The sequence below is a fragment of the Micromonospora coriariae genome, assembly GCF_900091455.1.
Lineage (GTDB): Bacteria > Actinomycetota > Actinomycetes > Mycobacteriales > Micromonosporaceae > Micromonospora > Micromonospora coriariae.
On the sequence record NZ_LT607412.1, the window covers coordinates 275,041 to 293,107 of the forward strand.

The window sequence follows — 18,067 nt, forward strand, 5'->3', positions numbered from 1 at the left end:
GGCGGGTCGATCTGTCGGGCGTTCACGCCTTCTCCTGCAGGTCGAGGTAGCGGGGTGTGTCACCGGCGGTCACACGATCCCAGGCGGTGCGGAACAGCTCCGGCGTCGTGCGGATGACCAGGGTCAACCCATTGAGGAACAGGTACAGCGGCTGCTTCCAGCTCTCCATGGGCGGGTTGGGGTTCTTCGCCGCAAGCCAGCCACCGGGGAGGAAGACGCCGCGGCCGGCGCGTTCCCGCTTGCCTGCCACCACCAGTCCGGAGTCGCGCAGCGCCGCCTGGGCGTGCTTGAGGGTGGCGGGTTTCCACGCGTTCCAGGTGCGCACGTTGACATCGGTGGGGTTCGGCAGGGCGAGCAGCTGTAGGTAGTAGCCGGCCGAATCCCGGTCGAGGCCGGTGTGAGCTGCGACGGAGTCGACCAGGTGGGGTGCGCTGATCCGGGCGTCGCGATGTTCGCCGCTGGCGCCGTCCGGGGTGGACAGCGCCGCTGCGATGTCCGGTGAGAGCACCAGCCGCAGCGCGTCCGCGACCGGGCCGGAGATGAAGCTGACCGCCGGGTCCTGCGGTCCGCTGAGGCGGGCCGGGGCGAGGTGGTGCACGACCTCGTCCCGGAAGGTGTGCCCGGCCACCAGCGCCGGTCCCACCTGGGGTGGCTCGTCCACCTCATGTCGCCCGGCGCCGATCAGCAGCCGCGGGTTGCGCAGCCGCTGCCGCAACAGCTCCAACGCTCGGGGCAGAGCATCGCGCATCGGATCGCCCCACGGCAGCTGGTAGGCCAGCCACAGCAATGCCACCGTGCATCCGTACAGGTGGTTGCCGTCGAACGGAGTTCCGCTCGTGGCGGTGGTCTCCAGTCGGCCCCAGTCGCCGGGCTGGCTCTCCCCGTCGGTGGTCAGCCAGCCTTCGGGTGCAGGGTTGGCGATCGTCTGCAGGATGTCGGCCGCTCGGTTTGTGGGCAGGATGCGGGTGGCGTCGGCGAGCAGTTGCTCGCCGATGATGACGCGGGTGCCGCGCAGTGCCAGCCATGCCGTGGCGAGGCGGTCGACGTCCGGGCCCTTGCGCCACAGATCGGCCGGGTCCTGCGGCATCGCCGCGTCCACCAGCGCGATCCGGTGCCCGTATGACAGGGACTTCAACGCGTCGCGTGCGGTGCGCGCCTGGGTGGTGTTCACCCCGAGAACGCGCCGCTGGTCGGCGGTGAGGAAGTTCGCCTGCCAGTCGTCGATGCCGGGGAGACCAGCCAGCAGCAGGGCGGCCTCGGCTCGCGTCATGCCGGTGCGCTGCACCAGGTCGTCGACGCACTCCGCGCGCCATGGAGCCGGGCCCTGCTCGGTGAGCAGCCGGCAGAACGCGCTGATGCGATCAGCGCCCCACCAGCCGGCAGCGACGGTCTCCGCCTCGACGGTGGCACCGGGCGGCGGGGTGAACGGCCCATTCGGGGACAGCTGCACGGCCGTGCGGCGCCACTGCTTGCTCCGCCCGGCGTACCAGGTGGGGCTGCGCTCTGGCAGCAGCACCGTGACCTGGTCACCGTCGCGCTGAACGACCCGCTGGTTTTCCGGGGGCGCCTCGTCCCACGCCGCGGTCAGCACCCGCACCGCCTGTGCCGAGTCGGTCAGAACGGTACCGGCCAGGGTGGACAGCAACTGGGTCAGCGCAAGGCGGTCCTGCTCGCTGGTGACCGGTGCGGCGGCGCGGACGGCCAGGGCGCCGAGTCCGCCGAGCGCGTCCACCCACGTCGGGCTGGCCTGCGGTACGTCCTCGACCGTCCCGGCCGTGAGGAGGTCGGCGACCGCGGTGACCTGCCGAAGGATCTCCCGCCGCGTCTGGGCTCTGCCGCTGTAGTAGGTGAACCGTTCCGCCGGCAACAGCCCGGACCAGGCGGTGCGCAGCACGTCATCGGCGAGGGCATCGACCATGCCGTCGTCAACCGGTTCGGTCGCCAACAGCTGCGGCAGCCCTTCGAGCCGCCGACGTAGCCGTACCGCGCGCACCACCTTCTCCGCCACGGCGGTACGGAGCACCGGATCGGTCACCTCCGTCAGCACCTCGGTGACGAGGGCCAGTGCCACCGCGTTGATCTCGGTGGACTTCGTGACGGTGTCGTCGATCGCCATCAGCCGGATCGCGTCAGCGGCGTCGAGCCGCCGCAGCCGGGCCGAGCCCGGCACATCGCGTGGGGCCAGTGCGTGCCACCAGGCCAGCGGCGGAAGGTACCGGGATGGTCGGCACCGGTCCACCGGTTCTCGACCGTCGGCACTCCACACGGTCAGCTCCAACTCGGCCCGGTGATGGGGCCGCCCGGTCACCGGTAGCACGACGTCGCTGCCCGGAAGCCGGAGGCCGGCAACCAGCGCGTCGCTGTGGAACGGGTTGCGGCTGGCCCGGACCGCGCTCGAGTGCCAGGACACCCGCCGCCCGTCAATGCCCTCCCCCACCTGCGTGCCGTCCGGCAGGCGGGTCACCCGCCACCCGACCAGCCCGTCGCGCCAGCCCAGCGGCGACGAGGCGAACCCGGCCGGCGCCGGCCGCACCTCGCACAGGTCAGCGAGGAGGGTCGCGCCCGGGGGCAGGTCGGCGGCGAAGAACGCGGGCAGGCTGTACCGGCCACCCTCGCCCGTCGCCGGGTCGTACTCCCGCCAGCGCCGCTCCTCCGGCGTCGGATCGGTGGGCCGTTCACACCGCCAGAACGAGACCCCGTCACCAGCGACCGGATACGTCGCGGCCGGACTGCGGGTGTCCCCGGCGTGCCAGGGCCGACTGCCCGTGGTCATCGCGCCACCGGGCAACGGCAACGGCAGCGACCGGCGACCCCACAGGGCGTGGTCGGCCGGTTCGCCGGGCTCGACCAGCTCGTCCGGGTCGGCCGACCAGTAGCCGACGAGCCGGCCACTGCTGCCGTACCAGGTGACCAGAAGTTGCCCGCCGACCAGGCGACAGATGGTGTCAACGTGGGAATTGCGCGCGTGCGGGCTGTCCGAGGGCGGATACCGGAACATGTGTTCACCGGTCGGCACGTCGACGTCGACGATGTGCGCCGCCCGGTTGTCGTGCACCACCAGCTGCGGCCAACCGTCGCCGAAGCGTCGGCCGAGCTTGTCCTCGGCCACCTGCTCGTACGCCGGCCAGGACAGCTCCGCGACCAGGCCGGCTCGCAGTGACCGGGCGAGTACCGCGGGCACGTCGACCTTCGCCAGGGCGGTGAACGCGTCCGGTGCCAACGCCACACCGGCGGGCGACCACACGGCCGCGAGCTGGGACAGCGCCTCGTCCAAGCCGATCACGGTGCCCTCCGGCACCCGGGCGGCCCGTTCGACGAGTAGCTCGGCCAGCACCTCCCGCAGGCCGGCCGTGCCCAGCGTCTCGGTGACCAACCGCGCCGGCAGTGGCCCCGACCCCTGCCTGTTGTGCAGCTCCGACAGGGCGTCGGCGGCCCCCCGCGCCAGCAGGACCCGACACCTGGGGTCGGCGGCGACGGCGCGTAGGTCCCGCCGGCCGGGGCCGACGTCGTGCACCCAGGGAGACACGTTGAACGCACCGCTGTCGCTGTCGATCACCACCGGCACCCCACCAGCCAGGCACACGTCGAGAACGTCCAGGTCGGCCCGGTGAGCGAAGCCGCTCCACAACGTCACCCGCCGGCCCTCCGCCCGCAGCCGCGGCACCAGGTCCGCCACGACGCGGATGAGCCGCTCACAACGACGCCGGCTGCGCCGTTCCCGCAGCGCCATCAGCCGCTCCAGCCACCGCGCCGCGGACACCGTCGCCGCCTCGTCACGCAGCAGATCGAGCGTGCCCGCCGCGTCCAGCAGCTCCAGCCAGAAGTCGGTGACGTCGGTGGACCAACCGGGCGGCTCGGGGAAGATCTCCGCCAACCGCGCGCGCACCGCCGGGTCATGCTTGGCCAGCCGCAGCAGGGCTTTGCGGTACGCCTTCCACACCGCCTCGCCCGAGCGGGTCATCGCGGGGAACGCCAGCAACTGCCGGATCACCGCCTCGGCCTGCTCCTCGACGTCCACGCCGGCCGCCTTCGCCAGCCGCCGCAGATCCTCCGCCATCCCGGCGTACGGCGGCAGCCCCCCAGCGACGCGACGAATTGCCAGGGTCCGCACCAGCTCGTACGCCTCGGTCGCCGGCTGCCGCGTCGCGACCGCGCGGGAGTACTCGGTGAGCATCTTCGCCGTCAGCGCACCGGCGAAGGCGAACTCCAGGTGCACCTCCCGCAGCCGCTCCTCGTTCACTGTCAGCCCGTGCACCTGCTCGGCCCGCCGGGCTTCGGCGAAGCAGCCGCCGGCCATCCGCGGGTTGTCCGCGGCGCGGAACGCCCGCCCGGCCTCCTCCCAGAACGTCGGCAGGAAATGCGGCGCCGCCGCACCCAGCCGCACAGCGAGCTGCTGGTAACCCTCGCGGGCGTTACCCGGCTTGGAAACGGCGCTTCGCGCAAGCCGGGCCATGTCCTTGACCATCGCCAGCGCGTGCCGACCATTCGCTGGATCATTGATCAACGCCCAGGCCGGAAACCCGAGCGACTGCCGCCGGGCCGTGCCCACCGGCGTCGGTTCGGCGGTACGGCTGAAGCCGAGGAACTCCATCGACAGGTCCTCAGCCTCGCCTAGGGTCGCCCCGGCCAGACGGACGACGGTCCGACCGGTGAGCGCCGGATGGGTGTAGCGACGCGCGGCCATCACGTCACGTCCGGTTTGGGCCTCACCGCCAGGCAGGATCGCCCCCGCCTCCAACAGCGCCTCACTCACGCCCGCTCACCGTCCTCGTCGACAACCCGTCCGGCGTGAAGATTCGCCGCCATCCGCATTCCTTCCGACCACGCCACCGGCCCCACCGCCGCCAACGCCACCGCCTCCCCCTCCGGATCGGTGAAATAGAGCGGGCCGATCTCGGTCTCGTACAGCGGGTCGCCCTCGCCGATCCACACCGACGCGACCATCGGGACACCGTCCTCCCACACCCGCACCGACGCCGCGCCACCCTGCACGCGATAGCCCGCCGACGTCGCCCGCGCCTGCACATGGCGCAACTCCTTGTAGCGGCCCCCGGCGTATCGGGGCAGGTCGCGCCGCCGTTCGTCGAGTGACTCCGGCAGCGCCCACACCTCCCGGAACAACTGCAGCGTCTCCTGCCGCACCCCCAGGTCCGCGGCGAACTCCCGCAGATCTGCCAGATCAGGCAGACCAACCGGATGCGGCAGGACGACCTGCACGGCGGTGAGCCGGCCACTCTCGCCGTCCAGGTCCACCACACCGAGACCTTTCTCGGGGTCCGCGTCACGCAGCAGCCCCGCACGGTCGGTGTCCCATCGCCCCGCACCGTCGATCGGCACGACGACCAGATCACGCAGCGACGTTCGCCATGCCTCGTCTGCCCACACCTCGCAGATCACGGTGGTCGGCACGGGCAGCGACCGCACCATCCACTGCTCGACCTCCCGCCGGCAGGAAACCTCGTGCCGCTTCAACCACTCCGAGAGTTGCCGCAAGCCGACGACCACATCGGTGTCACGCAGAGCCTTCGGTAGGCCTTTGAGCAGCCTGCCCTGGCGGTTACGCGCGATCACCTTCCCGCGTTCCAGGCTCACCTCGTAGTCGGCACCGGCCGCCAGCCAGCCCATGTTGATCTCCTCCCGCCGCGCAGTGAGCGGGATTCTGCCATCCGCGACCGACACTCGAGATCACCGTGCCCCGATCGGTGCAGCAGGAAATCGTGGGCGCAGGCCACCGTCCTCGATGGCGGTGGCGCGACCTTCTACGGGTACATGCTGGTGGAACATCTCCACAGTCCGATGACCAACTGCTCATCCCTGGACGTGACTGGATGCTCGTTACGCCGGACGCACCGACGCGGTCGCGATCCATCGGACTGCCCCAGCATGATGACCAACCAGGACAATGCAGGGCAGGGCGACGGGTCACGGAACTGGCGGGCGGACCCGGAAAAGCGCTTGAAGCTCGGCGAGCTGCGGCGGGACCTCGCAACCGAGTCCATCCGGTCAGTGAGCGACTCGCCGTCGGCGGTCGGCACTACGAAGTGCGGCCAAAAGAGCCGATCGCGGCAGGGCGGAACATGTCCGTCTGTCTGAAATCGCCTGCCGTTAAGAGGTCCAGAAGTGAAGTGACCACAACAACGCCGATGCAGTACGCCTACCAGGCGATTCACCGCGGAGACAACCAAGATCGGCTCGCAGGACCACCCGAGTTAAGGGGTCCAGCAGCGCCTTACGCGCCACTTCATTGAGCCACAACAATAAATCGAGGGTTTCCGCAAGTCACTGACCTGCGAAACCCTCTCACTGTCGGGACGGCCGGATTCGAACCGACGACCCCTTGACCCCCAGTCAAGTGCGCTACCAAGCTGCGCCACGTCCCGCCCCCGCGCGGTTTCCCCCGCGGCAGCCGGTACAGCTTAGCGCAGCAGCCTCGCTCTTCCGCACAGGCCCCACCCGGGTCGCCGTGTCACCGAACTACCCCACAGCCCCTAGAGCATCCTAGGAGGGTGGGTGGGAGGAAGGCAGGAAAATGCCGGATGGGCGAAACCCCATCCGGCATTTTCTGGAGAACAGATCAGCCGTGCGCCTTGCCTCGTCCGCCGGGGCCGAGCTTCTTGCGCGGGCGGACCGAGATCTCGATCGGGCTGCCCTCGTACCCGAACTCCTCGCGGAGCTTGCGCTCGACGAAGCGCTGGTAGCCGGCGTCCAGCGGGCCGGTGGTGAAGAGCACGAACCGCGGCGGCGCCACCCCGGCCTGGGTGGCGAACAGGATCCGCGGCGCGCGCCCACCGCGCACCGGGTGCGGGGTGGCCTGTACCAGCGCGGTGAGCCACTGGTTGAGCTGTGCGGTCGGCACCCGGGTCTCCCAGCTGGCCAGCGCCTTGTTCAGCGCCGGGGCCAGCTTGTCGACCGCTCGGCCGGTCATCGCCGACAGGTTCAACCGGATCGCCCAGGGGATGCGGCGCAGTTCCCGGTCGATCTCCTTGTCGAGGTAGTACCGGCGGTCGGCGTCGACCAGGTCCCACTTGTTGAACGCGATGACCAGCGCGCGGCCGCTCTCGGTGACCATGGACAGGATCCGCTGGTCCTGCTCGCTGATCGGTTCGCTGGAGTCGAGCAGCACCACGGCCACTTCGGCGGCCTCGATGGCGGCGGCGGTACGAAGGCTGGCGTAGTACTCGGTGCCGCTGGCCTTACCGACCCGCTTGCGCAGGCCTGCGGTGTCCACCAGCTGCCAGGTCTGGCCGCCGATCTCGACCAGGCTGTCCACCGGGTCGACGGTGGTGCCGGCGACCGAGTCGACGACCGCGCGCTCCTCACCGGAGAACCGGTTGAGCAGGCTGGACTTGCCCACGTTCGGGCGGCCGACCAGCGCGACCCGACGCGGCCCGCGCGGCCGGTTCTCCACGATCGCCGGTGCCTCGGGCAGCGCGGCGAGGATGGCGTCCAGCAGGTCGCCGGAGCCGCGCCCGTGTAGCGCGGAGACCGGGAACGGCTCGCCGAGGCCCAGCGACCACAGCGAGGTGGCCTCCATCTCGATGGCGGTGTTGTCGGCCTTGTTCGCCACCAGGATCACCGGCTTGGCGCTGCGCCGCAGCATCTTCACCGCGGCCTCGTCCACGTCGGTGGAGCCCACCATCGCGTCGACGACGAAGAGCACCACGTCCGCGGTGACCACGGCGGTCTCGGCCTGCGCCGCGATGGCCGCGGCCCGGTCCTTCGCGTCCGGTTCCCAACCGCCGGTGTCCACCACGGTGAACGCCCGGCCGTTCCACTGCGCGTCGTACGGCACCCGGTCCCGGGTCACCCCGGGTACGTCCTCGACGACCGCCTGCCGGCGGCCGATGATCCGGTTGACCAGCGTGGACTTGCCCACATTGGGGCGACCGACGACGGCCACCACCGGCTGCGGGCCGGTCGGCTCCTCGACGGCGACGTCCGGCTCACGCAGCTCCACCCATCCCGCACCCTCGCTCATGCCGCTCCTCCGCTGCGCTCCGGAACGTCATGAGGCACGTCCGCACTGAACTTGATGATTCGCTCGCTGCGCTCGCTCATGCCACGCCCCGTTCGGTGAGCAGGTCGCGCAGCCGGGCCACGACCTCGTCGATGCCCAGCTCGGTGGTGTCCAGCACCACGGCGTCCGGCGCCTGGGCGAGCGGGTTGACCTTGCGGGTGGAGTCGAGCCGGTCCCGGCGGGCCAGGTCGGCGGCGGTGGCCGCCACGTCGGCCGCGTCCTCGGCGCTGCGCCGGGCCGCCCGAGCTGCCTCGGAGGCGGTCAGGAAGACCTTCAGGTCGGCGTCCGGCGCCACGACCGAGCCGATGTCCCGGCCCTCGATCACCATCCGGCCGGCGTTGGCGATCATCTCGCGCTGCCGGGCGACCAGCAGCTCGCGGACCGCCGGCACCGCGGCGACGGCGGAAACCGCCCCGGTCACCTCGGGGCCGCGGATCTCCGCGTCCACGCTGACGCCGTCGGCTGTCACGCCGTACCCCTGGGGGTCGGTGCCGATGCGCAGGTCCACCTCGCCGGCGACCTTCGCCACCGACGCGGCGTCGGTGAGGTCCACGCCGGAGCGCAACACGGCCCACGTGATCGCCCGGTACATCGCCCCGGTGTCCAGGTAGCGTGCACCGATGCCAACGGCGAGGCGCCGCGAGACGGTGGACTTACCCGAACCGGACGGCCCGTCCACAGCGACCACACATCGCCCGGCCCGTACGTTTTGCTCCACCGTGTCCTCCTCAGCCCGTACCTCACGGATCGCCCGGTGATCTGGCGCCGCAAGCGGTTGTCCATCGTCATCAATCATGCCCGGAGTCCGTGGCGGACCCACGCGCGATGCCGCCGGAGGCGACCCACGCCACCCGAGCGGCCGCGTCTCGGCCGTCACGGAGCCTACCGGCAGCCGTACCCCGAACTCGGGGGTCAGTCACCCACAGCGTTGAACAGGGCCGCGACCTCGGCGTTGGTCAACCGCCGGAGCCGGCCGGTGCGCAGTTCACCGAGCCGGATGGGGCCGATCGAGGTACGCACCAACCGGGTGACCGGGTGGCCGACCTCCTCCATCAACCGCCGGACGATGTGCTTGCGACCCTCGTGCAGGCTCAGCTCCACCTGGGCGGATTTACCCAGAGTGTCCACCACCTTGAACGAGTCGACCTTGACCGGCCCGTCCTCCAGCTCGACGCCGGCCAGCAGCCGCTTGCTCAGGTTGCGCGGGATCGGCCCGACCACCTCGGCGAGGTAGGTCTTGAGCACCTCGTACGAGGGGTGCATGAGCTTGTGCGCGAGGGTGCCGTCGTTGGTGAGCAGCAGCAGGCCCTCGCTGTCCGCGTCGAGCCGCCCGACGTGGTAGACCCGCTGCTCCACCCGGTTGCCGATGAACTCGGCCAGCTCGTTGCGTCCCTTGTCGTCCGCCATGGTGGTGACCACCCCGCGCGGCTTGTTCATCGCCACGTAGACCAGGCGGGTGTCGACCTGCAGGCGCTCGCCGTCCACGTGGATCACGGCGGTGGCCGGGTCGACCTTGTCGCCGAGCTTGGCGACGCGGCCGTCGACCGTCACCCTGCGGCGGAAGATCAGGTCCTCGCAGGCGCGCCGGGAACCCACGCCGGCGGCGGCGAGCACCTTCTGCAGGCGCTCGGCCCCCTCAAAGACGGGGGCGTCGGGTTTCGGGGAACGGTTATCGGGTCGCATCGGCAAGCTCTTCTACGTCGTCGGGCAGGAAGGGTGCGAGTGGCGGCAGCTCGTCGACGGTGTTCAGCCCGAGCTTCTCCAGGAACAGCGTGGTGGTCCGGTAGAGGAACGCCCCGCTGTCCGGTTCGGTGCCGCACTCCTCGACAAGGCCGCGGGTGACCAGCGTACGGATGACCCCGTCGCAGTTCACACCCCGGATGGCCGAGATGCGCGATCGGGTCACCGGCTGCTTGTAGGCGACCACGGCGAGGGTCTCCAGCGCCGCCTGGGTCAGCCGTACGGACTGCCCGTCCAACACGAACCGTTCGACATAGGTCGCGTATTCCGGCCGGGTGTAGAGCCGCCAGCCGCCGGCGGCCCGGCGCAGCTCGAAACCGTGCCCGGCGGCGGTGTAACCGGCGGCGATCTCGTCGAGCATCGGCCCGACCCGCTCGGCCGGCTGCTCGACGACCTGGGCCAGGACCAGCTCGCTGACCGGCTCGTCGACGACCAGCAGGATCGCCTCCAGCGCGCCGCGCAGCTCGGCGTCGGACAGCTCCGGCGCGGGCTCCGGCGCGGCCGGCGCCCTGCGCCGCCCCACAACCGGCCCAGGGGGTACGTCCCCAGCCCCGCCCTCCCCCACGACCGGCGCGTCCGACTCCCCCGCGCCCGGCTCAAGCCCGCCCGCGCTCGCCGCACCCGCGATCGTGGAAGATTCCGGCTCCTGGAGGGGCGGTTCGGCTCCAAGATCTTCCGCGGTCGACTGGGCGGGGACTGCGGTGTCCGGGGTTGGGCCTTCCACGGGGTCCTTGTCGGTTTCCGCGGTGGTTTCGTCGACCTCGGGGGTGGTGGGAGCGGGCGGGCGGGGGCGCTCCCACGGGGGAACCCAGGCGGCGGCCTGATCGGCCAGGGAGTCCCGGCGTTCCTCGTCACTCATCGCGCTCCCCCTCCGTCGTTCCCGTCCCGTCCGACCCCTCAGCATCCCCCGCCCGGTCGGGGCCCGCCGGATCCGGCTCGGCCGCAACCGCCGGATCCAGCCCCGCCGCGCCCGCCGCCTCCGGGTCGGCCGGGCTGCCGGCGTACTCGTCGACGTGCAGCTCGGTGTCGCCGTCGGTCGGGCCGGTCCAGCGCACGGTCAGCTCCTCCAGAGCCTGCTCCTGCACGAACGCCACCAGCCCCTCCCGGTACAGCTCCAGCAGCGCCAGGAACCGGGCCACCACCTCCAGGGTGACCTCGCAGTCGGCGCAGAGCAGCGAGAAGGTGGCCGTCCCGGCGCGGCGCAGCCGGGCGGCGAGGATCCCCGCGTGTTCCCGGACGCTGACCCGGACCATGTGCACGTGGGCGATGGAGACCTCCGGCACCGGCTTCGGGGTCATCGCCTTCACGGCCAGCTTCAACAGCCGCTGCGGGCCGATGCCGAGCACCAGGTCGGGCAGCGCCTCGGCGTACCGGGGTTCCAGGCTGACCGCCCGCGGATAGCGCCGACCGCCGACCGCCTCCAGCTCGGCGATGTGCGCGGCGGCCTCCTTGTACGCCTTGTACTGCAACAGCCGGGCGAACAGCAGGTCCCGCGCCTCCAGCAGGGCGAGGTCGGCCTCGTCCTCCACGTCGGCGGCGGGCAGCAGCCGGGCCGCCTTCAAATCGAGCAGGGTGGCGGCGATCAGCAGGAACTCGCTGGCCTCGTCGAGGTCCCACTTGTCGCCCATGGCCCGGATGTAGGCGATGAACTCGTCGGTGACCTTGTGCAGGGCCACCTCGGTGACATCGAGTTTGTGCTTGCCGATCAGTTGCAGCAGCAGGTCGAACGGGCCGGTGAAGTTGGCCAGCCGCACGGTGAAGCCGGAGGCGCTCGCCGGTTCGGCGGGCAGCACGCCGTCGACCTCGGCGGCCAGCTCGGCGGCGACCGCCGGGGCCGCGGCCTCGTGCGGCCCGGCCGGCGGGTCGAGGGGTGGCGCGGTCACCGCACGACCGTAGTCCACGAGGCGGGCACCGGGCGTTCCGGCTACCGCTCGGACTGGGCGGCGATCACCTCACGGGCCAGTTGGCGGTAGTTGCGTGCCCCGGAGGACGCCGGGTCCAGTGTGGTGATCGGGGCGCCGGCCACGGTGGACTCGGGGAACTTCACCGTCTTGGTGATGACCGTCTGGTAGACCTTGTCGCCGAACGCTTCGACGACCCGCTGCAGCACCTGCCGGCAGTGTGTGGTGCGGCTGTCGTACATGGTCGCGAGGATGCCCTCGAGCTCCAGGTCGAAGTTGAGCCGCTCGCGCACCTTGTCGATGGTGTCCAGCAGCAGCGCCACGCCGCGCAGGCTGAAGAACTCGCACTCGAGCGGGATGAGCACACCGTGCGCGACGGTCAGCGCGTTGATCGCCAGCAGACCGAGCGAGGGCTGGCAGTCGATCAGGATGTAGTCGTATTCCTTGCGGACAGTGCGCAGGATCCGGGCCAGGGCCATCTCCCGAGCCACCTCGTTGACGAGCTGGATCTCGGCGGCGGAGAGGTCGATGTTGGCCGGCAGCAGGTGCAGCCCGGCGACGTCCGTCTTGATCAACACGTCCTCGGCGAGGACGTCGTCCTGCATGAGCAGGTTGTAGACGGACAGGTCGAGGTTGTGCGGATTGACCCCCAGCCCCACCGAGAGCGCGCCCTGCGGGTCGAAGTCGACCAGCAGCACCTTGCGGCCGTACTCAGCCAGCGCCGCGCCCAGGTTGATGGTGGTGGTGGTCTTGCCGACGCCGCCCTTCTGGTTGGCCATCGCGATGATGCGCGCCGGACCGTGCCGATCGGTGGGCATCGGCTCGGGGATCGGCTTGCGCATCGTGTAGGCCGCCGGATCCGCCGGACCCAGGTCCGCGCCGAGCGTGGCCTGCTGCTCGCGGAGCTCCGACGTCCAGGTCTCGGCACGGTCACCGTTGCCAGCCATGTCCTCAGTGCCCCCTCCCGACGACCCACCCGGCGTCGGAGCCGTCCGACGTCCTTCGCGGCGCCGCTGCGCACCCCGGTCGTGTCGCCCCAGGAGGTCCGCGCCGATGCCGACTGTACGCCACCGACCAGCAGGGGGTTCAGCACCGGCCCGGCGTGTCGGGACCGACCCCGACCGGGCTCAGCCCCGGGCGCGCGGATGGGCGGTGGCGTACACCTCGCGCAGCCGCTCGACGGTCACCAGCGTGTAGACCTGGGTGGTGGTCACCGACGCGTGCCCGAGCAACTCCTGGACCACGCGCACGTCGGCGCCGCCGTCGAGCAGGTGGGTCGCGTACGAGTGGCGCAGGGTGTGCGGGGAGACCGCGGCGGGCCCGTCGACCGGCAGCCCGGCACGGCCGGCGGCGCGGCGCAGGATGGCCCAGGCGCCCTGGCGGGTCAACGCGCCGCCACGGGCGTTGAGGAAGACCGCCGGGGTGCCCCGGCCGGCGGCGGCCAGCCCGGGCCGGGCCCGGACCAGGTAGGCACGTACCGCCTCGACGGCGTACCCGCCGATCGGCACCAGCCGCACCCGGCCGCCCTTGCCGCGCAGCAACACGGTGCCCTCGTCGGCGTCGAGGTCGTCCACCGCGGCGCCGACCGCCTCGGAGATCCGCGCGCCGGTGCCGTACAGGAATTCCAGCAGCGCCCGGTCGCGCAGCGCGAGCGGCGCGCCCTCGCCGGTCGCGGTGACCGGGCCGGCGGTCTCCAGCAGCCGGACCACGTCGTCGACCGGCAGCGCGCGGGGCAGCCGGCGCGGCGGGGTGGGCGGGCGCACGTCGCGGCTGGGGTCGGCGCCGGCCAGCCCCTCGCGCAGCGCGAAGCGGTGCAGGCCGCGTACGGCGCTGGCCGCGCGGGCGGCGGACGAGACCGCCAGCGGCGGGTGCGCGTCGTCGCCGGCGCGCAGCCGGGCCAGGTGCGATTCGACGACGCCGGCACCGGCCGACGCGAGGTCGGCGATGCCGGCGTCCGCCAGGGTCGCCAGGTAGCGGTCCAGGTCCCGGCGGTACGAGGCGAGGGTGTTCGCGGACAGGCCCCGCTCGACTGTGAGGTGGTCGAGGTAGCCGCGCACGGCACGGCGCAGGGCCGGCGCGGGCTGTTCGCCCGCGCCGGCGGAGGCTGCGATGCCGGTCAGTGCGCCGCCGCTCAGGCCAGCACGTCGGCCAGCGGGAGCACGTCCATGCCGTGCGACTCGGCGACCGGGCCGTAGGTGACCCGGCCGTCGTGGGTGTTCAGGCCCAGCGCCAGCGCCGGGTCGCGGCGCAGCGCCTCGCGCCAGCCCTGGTTGGCCAGCTCCAGGGCGTACGGCAGGGTGACGTTGGTCAGCGCGTAGGTGCTGGTGTTCGGCACCGCGCCCGGCATGTTCGCCACGCAGTAGAAGATCGACTCGTGGACCTTGTAGACCGGGTCGGCGTGCGTGGTGGGGCGCGAGTCCTCGAAGCAGCCGCCCTGGTCGATGGCGATGTCGACGAGCACGCTGCCCGGCTTCATCCGGGAGACCAGCTCGTTGGAGATCAGGGTCGGCGCCTTGGCGCCGGGCACCAGCACCGCGCCGATGACCAGGTCGGCGTCGACCACGGCCCGCTCGATCTCGTACGCGTTGGAGGCGACGGTCTGCAGGTGGCCCCGGTAGATGGCGTCGGCCTGGCGCAGCCGGGCGACGTTCTTGTCCAGCAGCAGCACCTCGGACTGCAGGCCCAGCGCGATCGCGGCGGCGTTCATGCCGGAGACGCCGGCGCCGATGACCACGGTCTTGGCCGCGTACACCCCGGAGACGCCGCCGGGCAGCACGCCGCGCCCACCGCCGGTGCGCATCATGTAGAAGGCGCCCACCTGCGGGGCGAGCCGGCCGGCCACCTCGGACATCGGGGCGAGCAGCGGCAACGACCGGTCGGGCAGCTCGACGGTCTCGTACGCGATGCCGGTGACCTTGCGGTCGATCAGCGCGTCGGTGCACTCCTTGGAGGCGGCCAGGTGCAGGTAGGTGAAGAGCACCTGCCCCTCGCGCATCCGGTGGTACTCCTCGGCGATCGGCTCCTTGACCTTGAGCACCAGCTCGGCGGTCTCCCACACCTCGTCGGCGGTGGCCAGGATCGTGGCGCCGGCCGTGGCGAACTCCTCGTCGCTGATGCTGGAGCCGATGCCGGCGCCGGACTCGACGAAGACCTGGTGACCGCTGCGGGTGAACTCGTTGACGCCCGCCGGCGTGATCGCCACGCGGTACTCGTGGTTCTTGACCTCGCGTGGGATTCCGACCTTCACGATGCAGACACCTCTCTTCGGGGCTGCTCTCCCCCGACTGCTCGGTGCCGCGACGGCCCCGTTGCCACCGCGGTCCACCGGTCCCGCCGGCGGCAGTCTAGGCGCGCTCGGCCCCGCCGCGAGCCAGCACAGTGGCATCCGGTGCCGGGGTGACCTGACGGAGTGTCAGGGCATCGACCGGCCGGCGGTGGGAGGCAACCTCAGCCGTCAGGACAATGTTCGCCCATTATCGTCCCATCTGGTGGGTGCCGCTGCGGACAGCGGCCGAGTGGATCACTATTGTGTCGCCCCATGACCACTCCTCCTTACCAGCCGGGGTACGCCCCCGGTTACTCCGACAAGAGCAAGGTTGTCGCCGGCATCCTCGGCATCCTGCTCGGCACCTTCGGCGCCGGTCGGTTCTACACGGGACACACCAAGATCGCCGTTCTGCAGCTCGTGGTGAGCTTCGTGACCTGCGGCTTCGGCGCTCTGTGGGGCCTCATCGACGGCATCCTCATCCTGGTCAACGGTGGCACGGACGCCCAGGGTCGGCCGCTACGCGACTGATCCACCAGATGGCGAAAGGGGCCCCGCGGCACGTGTGCCGCGGGGCCCCTTTCGCGCGTACCCCTCGTCGGTGCCGCCGGGGGCCGGCCCGGCGGCGAGTCTCAGCGCGGCAGCGGTGCGTCCGCCCGGCGCAGCGCCGACCAGCCGGTGTCCCGGGCCCGGGCCGCGGCCAGCAGCCCGGCCACCGCGGAGGCGTTGGTGATCTCGCCGGCCAGGACCATGCCGACGGCCTCGTCCAGGTCGATCCGCACGATCTGGAGGTCGGCCTCCTCGTCCCGGCGGTCGTGGCGCTCGGCAAGCGGCACGTCGGACAGGTCCCGGGCCAGGTAGACCCGGACCAGCTCGTCGGTGAACCCGGGCGAGCTGTGCAGGTCGACCAGTACGTCGATCCGCCCGGCGGTGAGGTCGGCCTCCTCGGCCAGCTCCCGCAGCGCGGCGGCCGGCAACTCCTCGCCGGACACGTCCATCAGCCCGGCCGGCAGCTCCCACAGGTGCCGGCCGACCGGATGCCGGTACTGCCGGATCAGCACCACCTGGCCGGCGTCGTCGAGCGCCACAACGGCCACCGCCCCGACGTGCCGCACGAGGTCACGCGCGGCGGTCCCGCCGCCCGGCATGGTGACCTCCTCGCTGACCACGCTGAAGATCCGACCCCGGTAGCGCTCCTCGCGCGAGCGCACCTCGTAGCGGTGCTCGACGGCGCTGCCACCCCCAGCGGCCTGCTCGCTCCGCTCGCTCACGAGGCGGACGACGCCTTCGTCGCTGCGCCGTTGCGGGCGGCCCGTCGCGCCGTCGGGGCCTCCGTCGCCGCGTCCAGGTCGACCGGAAGCTGGTCGGCCTGCGAGTACGCCACGGCGGCCTTGACGAACGACGCGAACAGCGGGTGCGGGCGGGTGGGGCGGCTCTTGAGCTCCGGGTGCGCCTGGGTGGCCACGAAGAACGGGTGCAGGCCCCGGTCCAGCTCGATGAACTCGACCAGCCGGCCGTCCGGCGAGGTGCCGGAGATGTGCAGGCCCGCCTTGGTCAGCGCGTCCCGGTAGGCGTTGTTCACCTCGTACCGGTGCCGGTGCCGCTCACTGATCTCGGTGCTCCCGTACGCCTCGGCGACGATCGAGCCCTCGGTCAACGTCGCCGGGTACGCGCCGAGCCGCATGGTGCCGCCCAGGTCGCCCTTGCCGGCGACGATGTCCTCCTGGTCCGCCATCGTGGCGATGACCGGGTGCGCGGCCTGCTCGTCGAACTCCAGCGAGTTCGCGCCGTCCAGGCCGGCCAGGTGCCGGGCCACGTCGATTGTCATGCACTGCAGGCCGAGGCAGAGACCGAGCAGCGGGATGCCGTTCTCCCGGGCGTACCGAGCGGTGCCGATCTTGCCCTCGATGCCGCGCACCCCGAACCCGCCCGGGATGAGGATGCCGTCCACGCCGGCCAGGGCCGCCGCGGCACCGGCCGGGGTGACGCACTCGTCGCTGGGCACCCAGCGCAGCTGCACCCGGGCCCGGTGGCCGAACCCGGCCGCCCGGATCGCCTCGCTCACCGACAGGTACGCGTCGGGCAGGTCGACATACTTGCCGACCACCGCGACGGTGACCGTGTGCCGGGGCCGGTGCACCCGCTCCAGCAGGTCGTCCCAGCTGGTCCAGTCCACGTCCCGGAAGGAGAGCCCGAGCCGGCGCACCACGTACGCGTCCAGCCCCTCACGGTGCAGCACCTTCGGAATGTCGTAGATGCTCGGCGCGTCCGGCGCGGCGACGACCGCCTCGGCGTCCACGTCGCAGTACAGCGACAGCTTCTCCTTGAGCTTCTCCGGGATCTCCCGGTCGCAGCGCAGCACTATGGCGTCCGGCTGGATACCGATGTTGCGCAGCTGCGCCACCGAGTGCTGGGTCGGCTTGGTCTTCAGCTCACCCGAGGGCGCCAGGTAGGGCACCAACGAGACGTGCAGGTAGAAGCAGTTGTCCCGGCCCAGGTCGTGGCGGACCTGGCGGATCGCCTCCAGGAACGGCAGCGACTCGATGTCGCCGACCGTGCCACCGACCTCGGTGATCACCACGTCGGGGACGTGGCCGTCGTCGTCCGGGTCACCCATCGCCAGGATCCGGGACTTGATCTCGTTGGTGATGTGCGGGATGACCTGAACGGTGTCGCCCAGGTACTCGCCGCGCCGCTCCTTGGCGATCACGTCGGAGTAGATCTGGCCCGTGGTGACGTTCGCCTTGCCGGACAACGCCCGGTCCAGGAAACGCTCGTAGTGCCCGACGTCGAGGTCGGTCTCGGCGCCGTCCTCGGTGACGAAGACCTCGCCGTGCTGGAACGGGTTCATCGTTCCCGGGTCGACGTTGAGATAGGGGTCGAGCTTCTGCATCACGACGCGCAGCCCGCGCGCGGTCAACAGGTTGCCGAGGCTGGAGGCGGTGAGGCCCTTACCCAGCGAGGAGGCGACGCCCCCGGTGACGAAAATGTGCCTGGTCGTCCGTGCTGATGGGGCCAAGGCCTGCTCCCGTGTCGTCTGTCGCGGTCATGCAGACCGCCGTGCTTGATCAGCAAAGTGATCACGCGATCCACGGGATTCCACGGTAACACCTCCCGGGCGGGTACTCGCAGGCCGCACCCCGG

The 18,067-nt window shown here is 71.7% G+C and carries 13 protein-coding genes and 1 tRNA gene; 1 reads left to right on the top strand and 13 read right to left on the bottom strand.

All coding sequences use genetic code 11. The annotated features are described in order from the left end of the window. Positions 1–22: 22 nt before the first annotated feature. The 11 genes from GA0070607_RS01265 to ald all read right to left on the bottom strand — a co-directional run bounded on the left by GA0070607_RS01265 (position 23) and on the right by ald (position 14,905). Positions 23–4,753, bottom strand: coding sequence for a hypothetical protein (locus tag GA0070607_RS01265; protein ID WP_089016510.1), 4,731 nt, complete (start codon positions 4,751–4,753; stop codon positions 23–25). Continuing rightward, positions 4,750–5,625: a DUF4132 domain-containing protein gene (locus GA0070607_RS01270; RefSeq protein ID WP_089016511.1), complete on the bottom strand. Its 876-nt coding sequence runs from the start codon at positions 5,623–5,625 to the stop codon at positions 4,750–4,752. The genes GA0070607_RS01265 and GA0070607_RS01270 overlap by 4 nt, the downstream gene beginning before the upstream one ends. A 681-nt stretch (positions 5,626–6,306) precedes the next feature. Next, positions 6,307–6,380, bottom strand: a tRNA-Pro gene (locus GA0070607_RS01275). 194 nt (positions 6,381–6,574) lie between these two features. Then, the gene (gene der, locus GA0070607_RS01280) at positions 6,575–7,978 is read right to left on the bottom strand and encodes a ribosome biogenesis GTPase Der (protein ID WP_089016512.1); all 1,404 of its coding nucleotides are present in this window, start codon (positions 7,976–7,978) and stop codon (positions 6,575–6,577) included. 76 nt (positions 7,979–8,054) lie between these two features. Next, positions 8,055–8,735, bottom strand: a complete 681-nt coding sequence (gene cmk / locus GA0070607_RS01285) for a (d)CMP kinase (RefSeq protein ID WP_089016513.1) — start codon at positions 8,733–8,735, stop codon at positions 8,055–8,057. 194 nt (positions 8,736–8,929) lie between these two features. Next, positions 8,930–9,700: a pseudouridine synthase gene (locus GA0070607_RS01290; RefSeq protein ID WP_089016514.1), complete on the bottom strand. Its 771-nt coding sequence runs from the start codon at positions 9,698–9,700 to the stop codon at positions 8,930–8,932. Then, entirely contained in the window at positions 9,687–10,616 is a 930-nt protein-coding gene (gene scpB / locus GA0070607_RS01295) for an SMC-Scp complex subunit ScpB (protein ID WP_089016515.1), read from the bottom strand. Before scpB ends, GA0070607_RS01290 begins: the two co-directional genes overlap by 14 nt. Further along, positions 10,609–11,640 carry a segregation and condensation protein A gene (locus tag GA0070607_RS01300; protein WP_231930745.1) on the bottom strand — a complete coding sequence of 344 codons (1,032 nt, stop codon included), beginning with the start codon at positions 11,638–11,640 and terminating at the stop codon, positions 10,609–10,611. The genes scpB and GA0070607_RS01300 overlap by 8 nt, the downstream gene beginning before the upstream one ends. A 41-nt stretch (positions 11,641–11,681) precedes the next feature. Next, positions 11,682–12,605 (bottom strand): ParA family protein, encoded by a 924-nt coding sequence (locus GA0070607_RS01305; protein WP_074318652.1) that lies wholly within the window; start codon positions 12,603–12,605, stop codon positions 11,682–11,684. A 180-nt stretch (positions 12,606–12,785) separates the two neighbouring features. Continuing rightward, a complete protein-coding gene (locus tag GA0070607_RS01310) occupies positions 12,786–13,769 on the bottom strand; it encodes a site-specific tyrosine recombinase XerD (RefSeq protein ID WP_089021575.1) in 984 nt (327 codons plus the stop codon). A gap of 20 nt (positions 13,770–13,789) precedes the next feature. Further along, complete coding sequence (ald, locus tag GA0070607_RS01315; protein WP_089016517.1) at positions 13,790–14,905, bottom strand: alanine dehydrogenase; 1,116 nt, start codon at positions 14,903–14,905, stop codon at positions 13,790–13,792. Positions 14,906–15,196: 291 nt separating this feature from the next. Here ald and GA0070607_RS01320 point away from each other — a divergent pair, with 291 nt between their 5' ends. Continuing rightward, positions 15,197–15,454: a TM2 domain-containing protein gene (locus GA0070607_RS01320; RefSeq protein ID WP_089016518.1), complete on the top strand. Its 258-nt coding sequence runs from the start codon at positions 15,197–15,199 to the stop codon at positions 15,452–15,454. 101 nt (positions 15,455–15,555) lie between these two features. On the opposite strand, the gene GA0070607_RS01325 is transcribed toward GA0070607_RS01320, so the two are convergent. Both GA0070607_RS01325 and GA0070607_RS01330 read right to left on the bottom strand, forming a co-directional pair. Beyond that, positions 15,556–16,194, bottom strand: coding sequence for an NUDIX domain-containing protein (locus GA0070607_RS01325; RefSeq protein WP_089016519.1), 639 nt, complete (start codon positions 16,192–16,194; stop codon positions 15,556–15,558). Next, positions 16,191–17,942, bottom strand: a complete 1,752-nt coding sequence (locus GA0070607_RS01330; protein WP_089016520.1) for a CTP synthase — start codon at positions 17,940–17,942, stop codon at positions 16,191–16,193. Before GA0070607_RS01330 ends, GA0070607_RS01325 begins: the two co-directional genes overlap by 4 nt. Between the last annotated feature and the right edge of the window lie 125 nt (positions 17,943–18,067).

Coding starts and splice junctions, on each gene's coding strand:
- GA0070607_RS01270 (WP_089016511.1), bottom strand. CDS start 5,625: ATGGGCTGGCTGGCGGCCGGTGCCGACTACGAGGTGAGCCTGGAACGC.
- der (WP_089016512.1), bottom strand. CDS start 7,978: ATGAGCGAGGGTGCGGGATGGGTGGAGCTGCGTGAGCCGGACGTCGCC.
- GA0070607_RS01290 (WP_089016514.1), bottom strand. CDS start 9,700: ATGCGACCCGATAACCGTTCCCCGAAACCCGACGCCCCCGTCTTTGAG.
- scpB (WP_089016515.1), bottom strand. CDS start 10,616: ATGAGTGACGAGGAACGCCGGGACTCCCTGGCCGATCAGGCCGCCGCC.
- GA0070607_RS01305 (WP_074318652.1), bottom strand. CDS start 12,605: ATGGCTGGCAACGGTGACCGTGCCGAGACCTGGACGTCGGAGCTCCGC.
- GA0070607_RS01320 (WP_089016518.1), top strand. CDS start 15,197: ATGACCACTCCTCCTTACCAGCCGGGGTACGCCCCCGGTTACTCCGAC.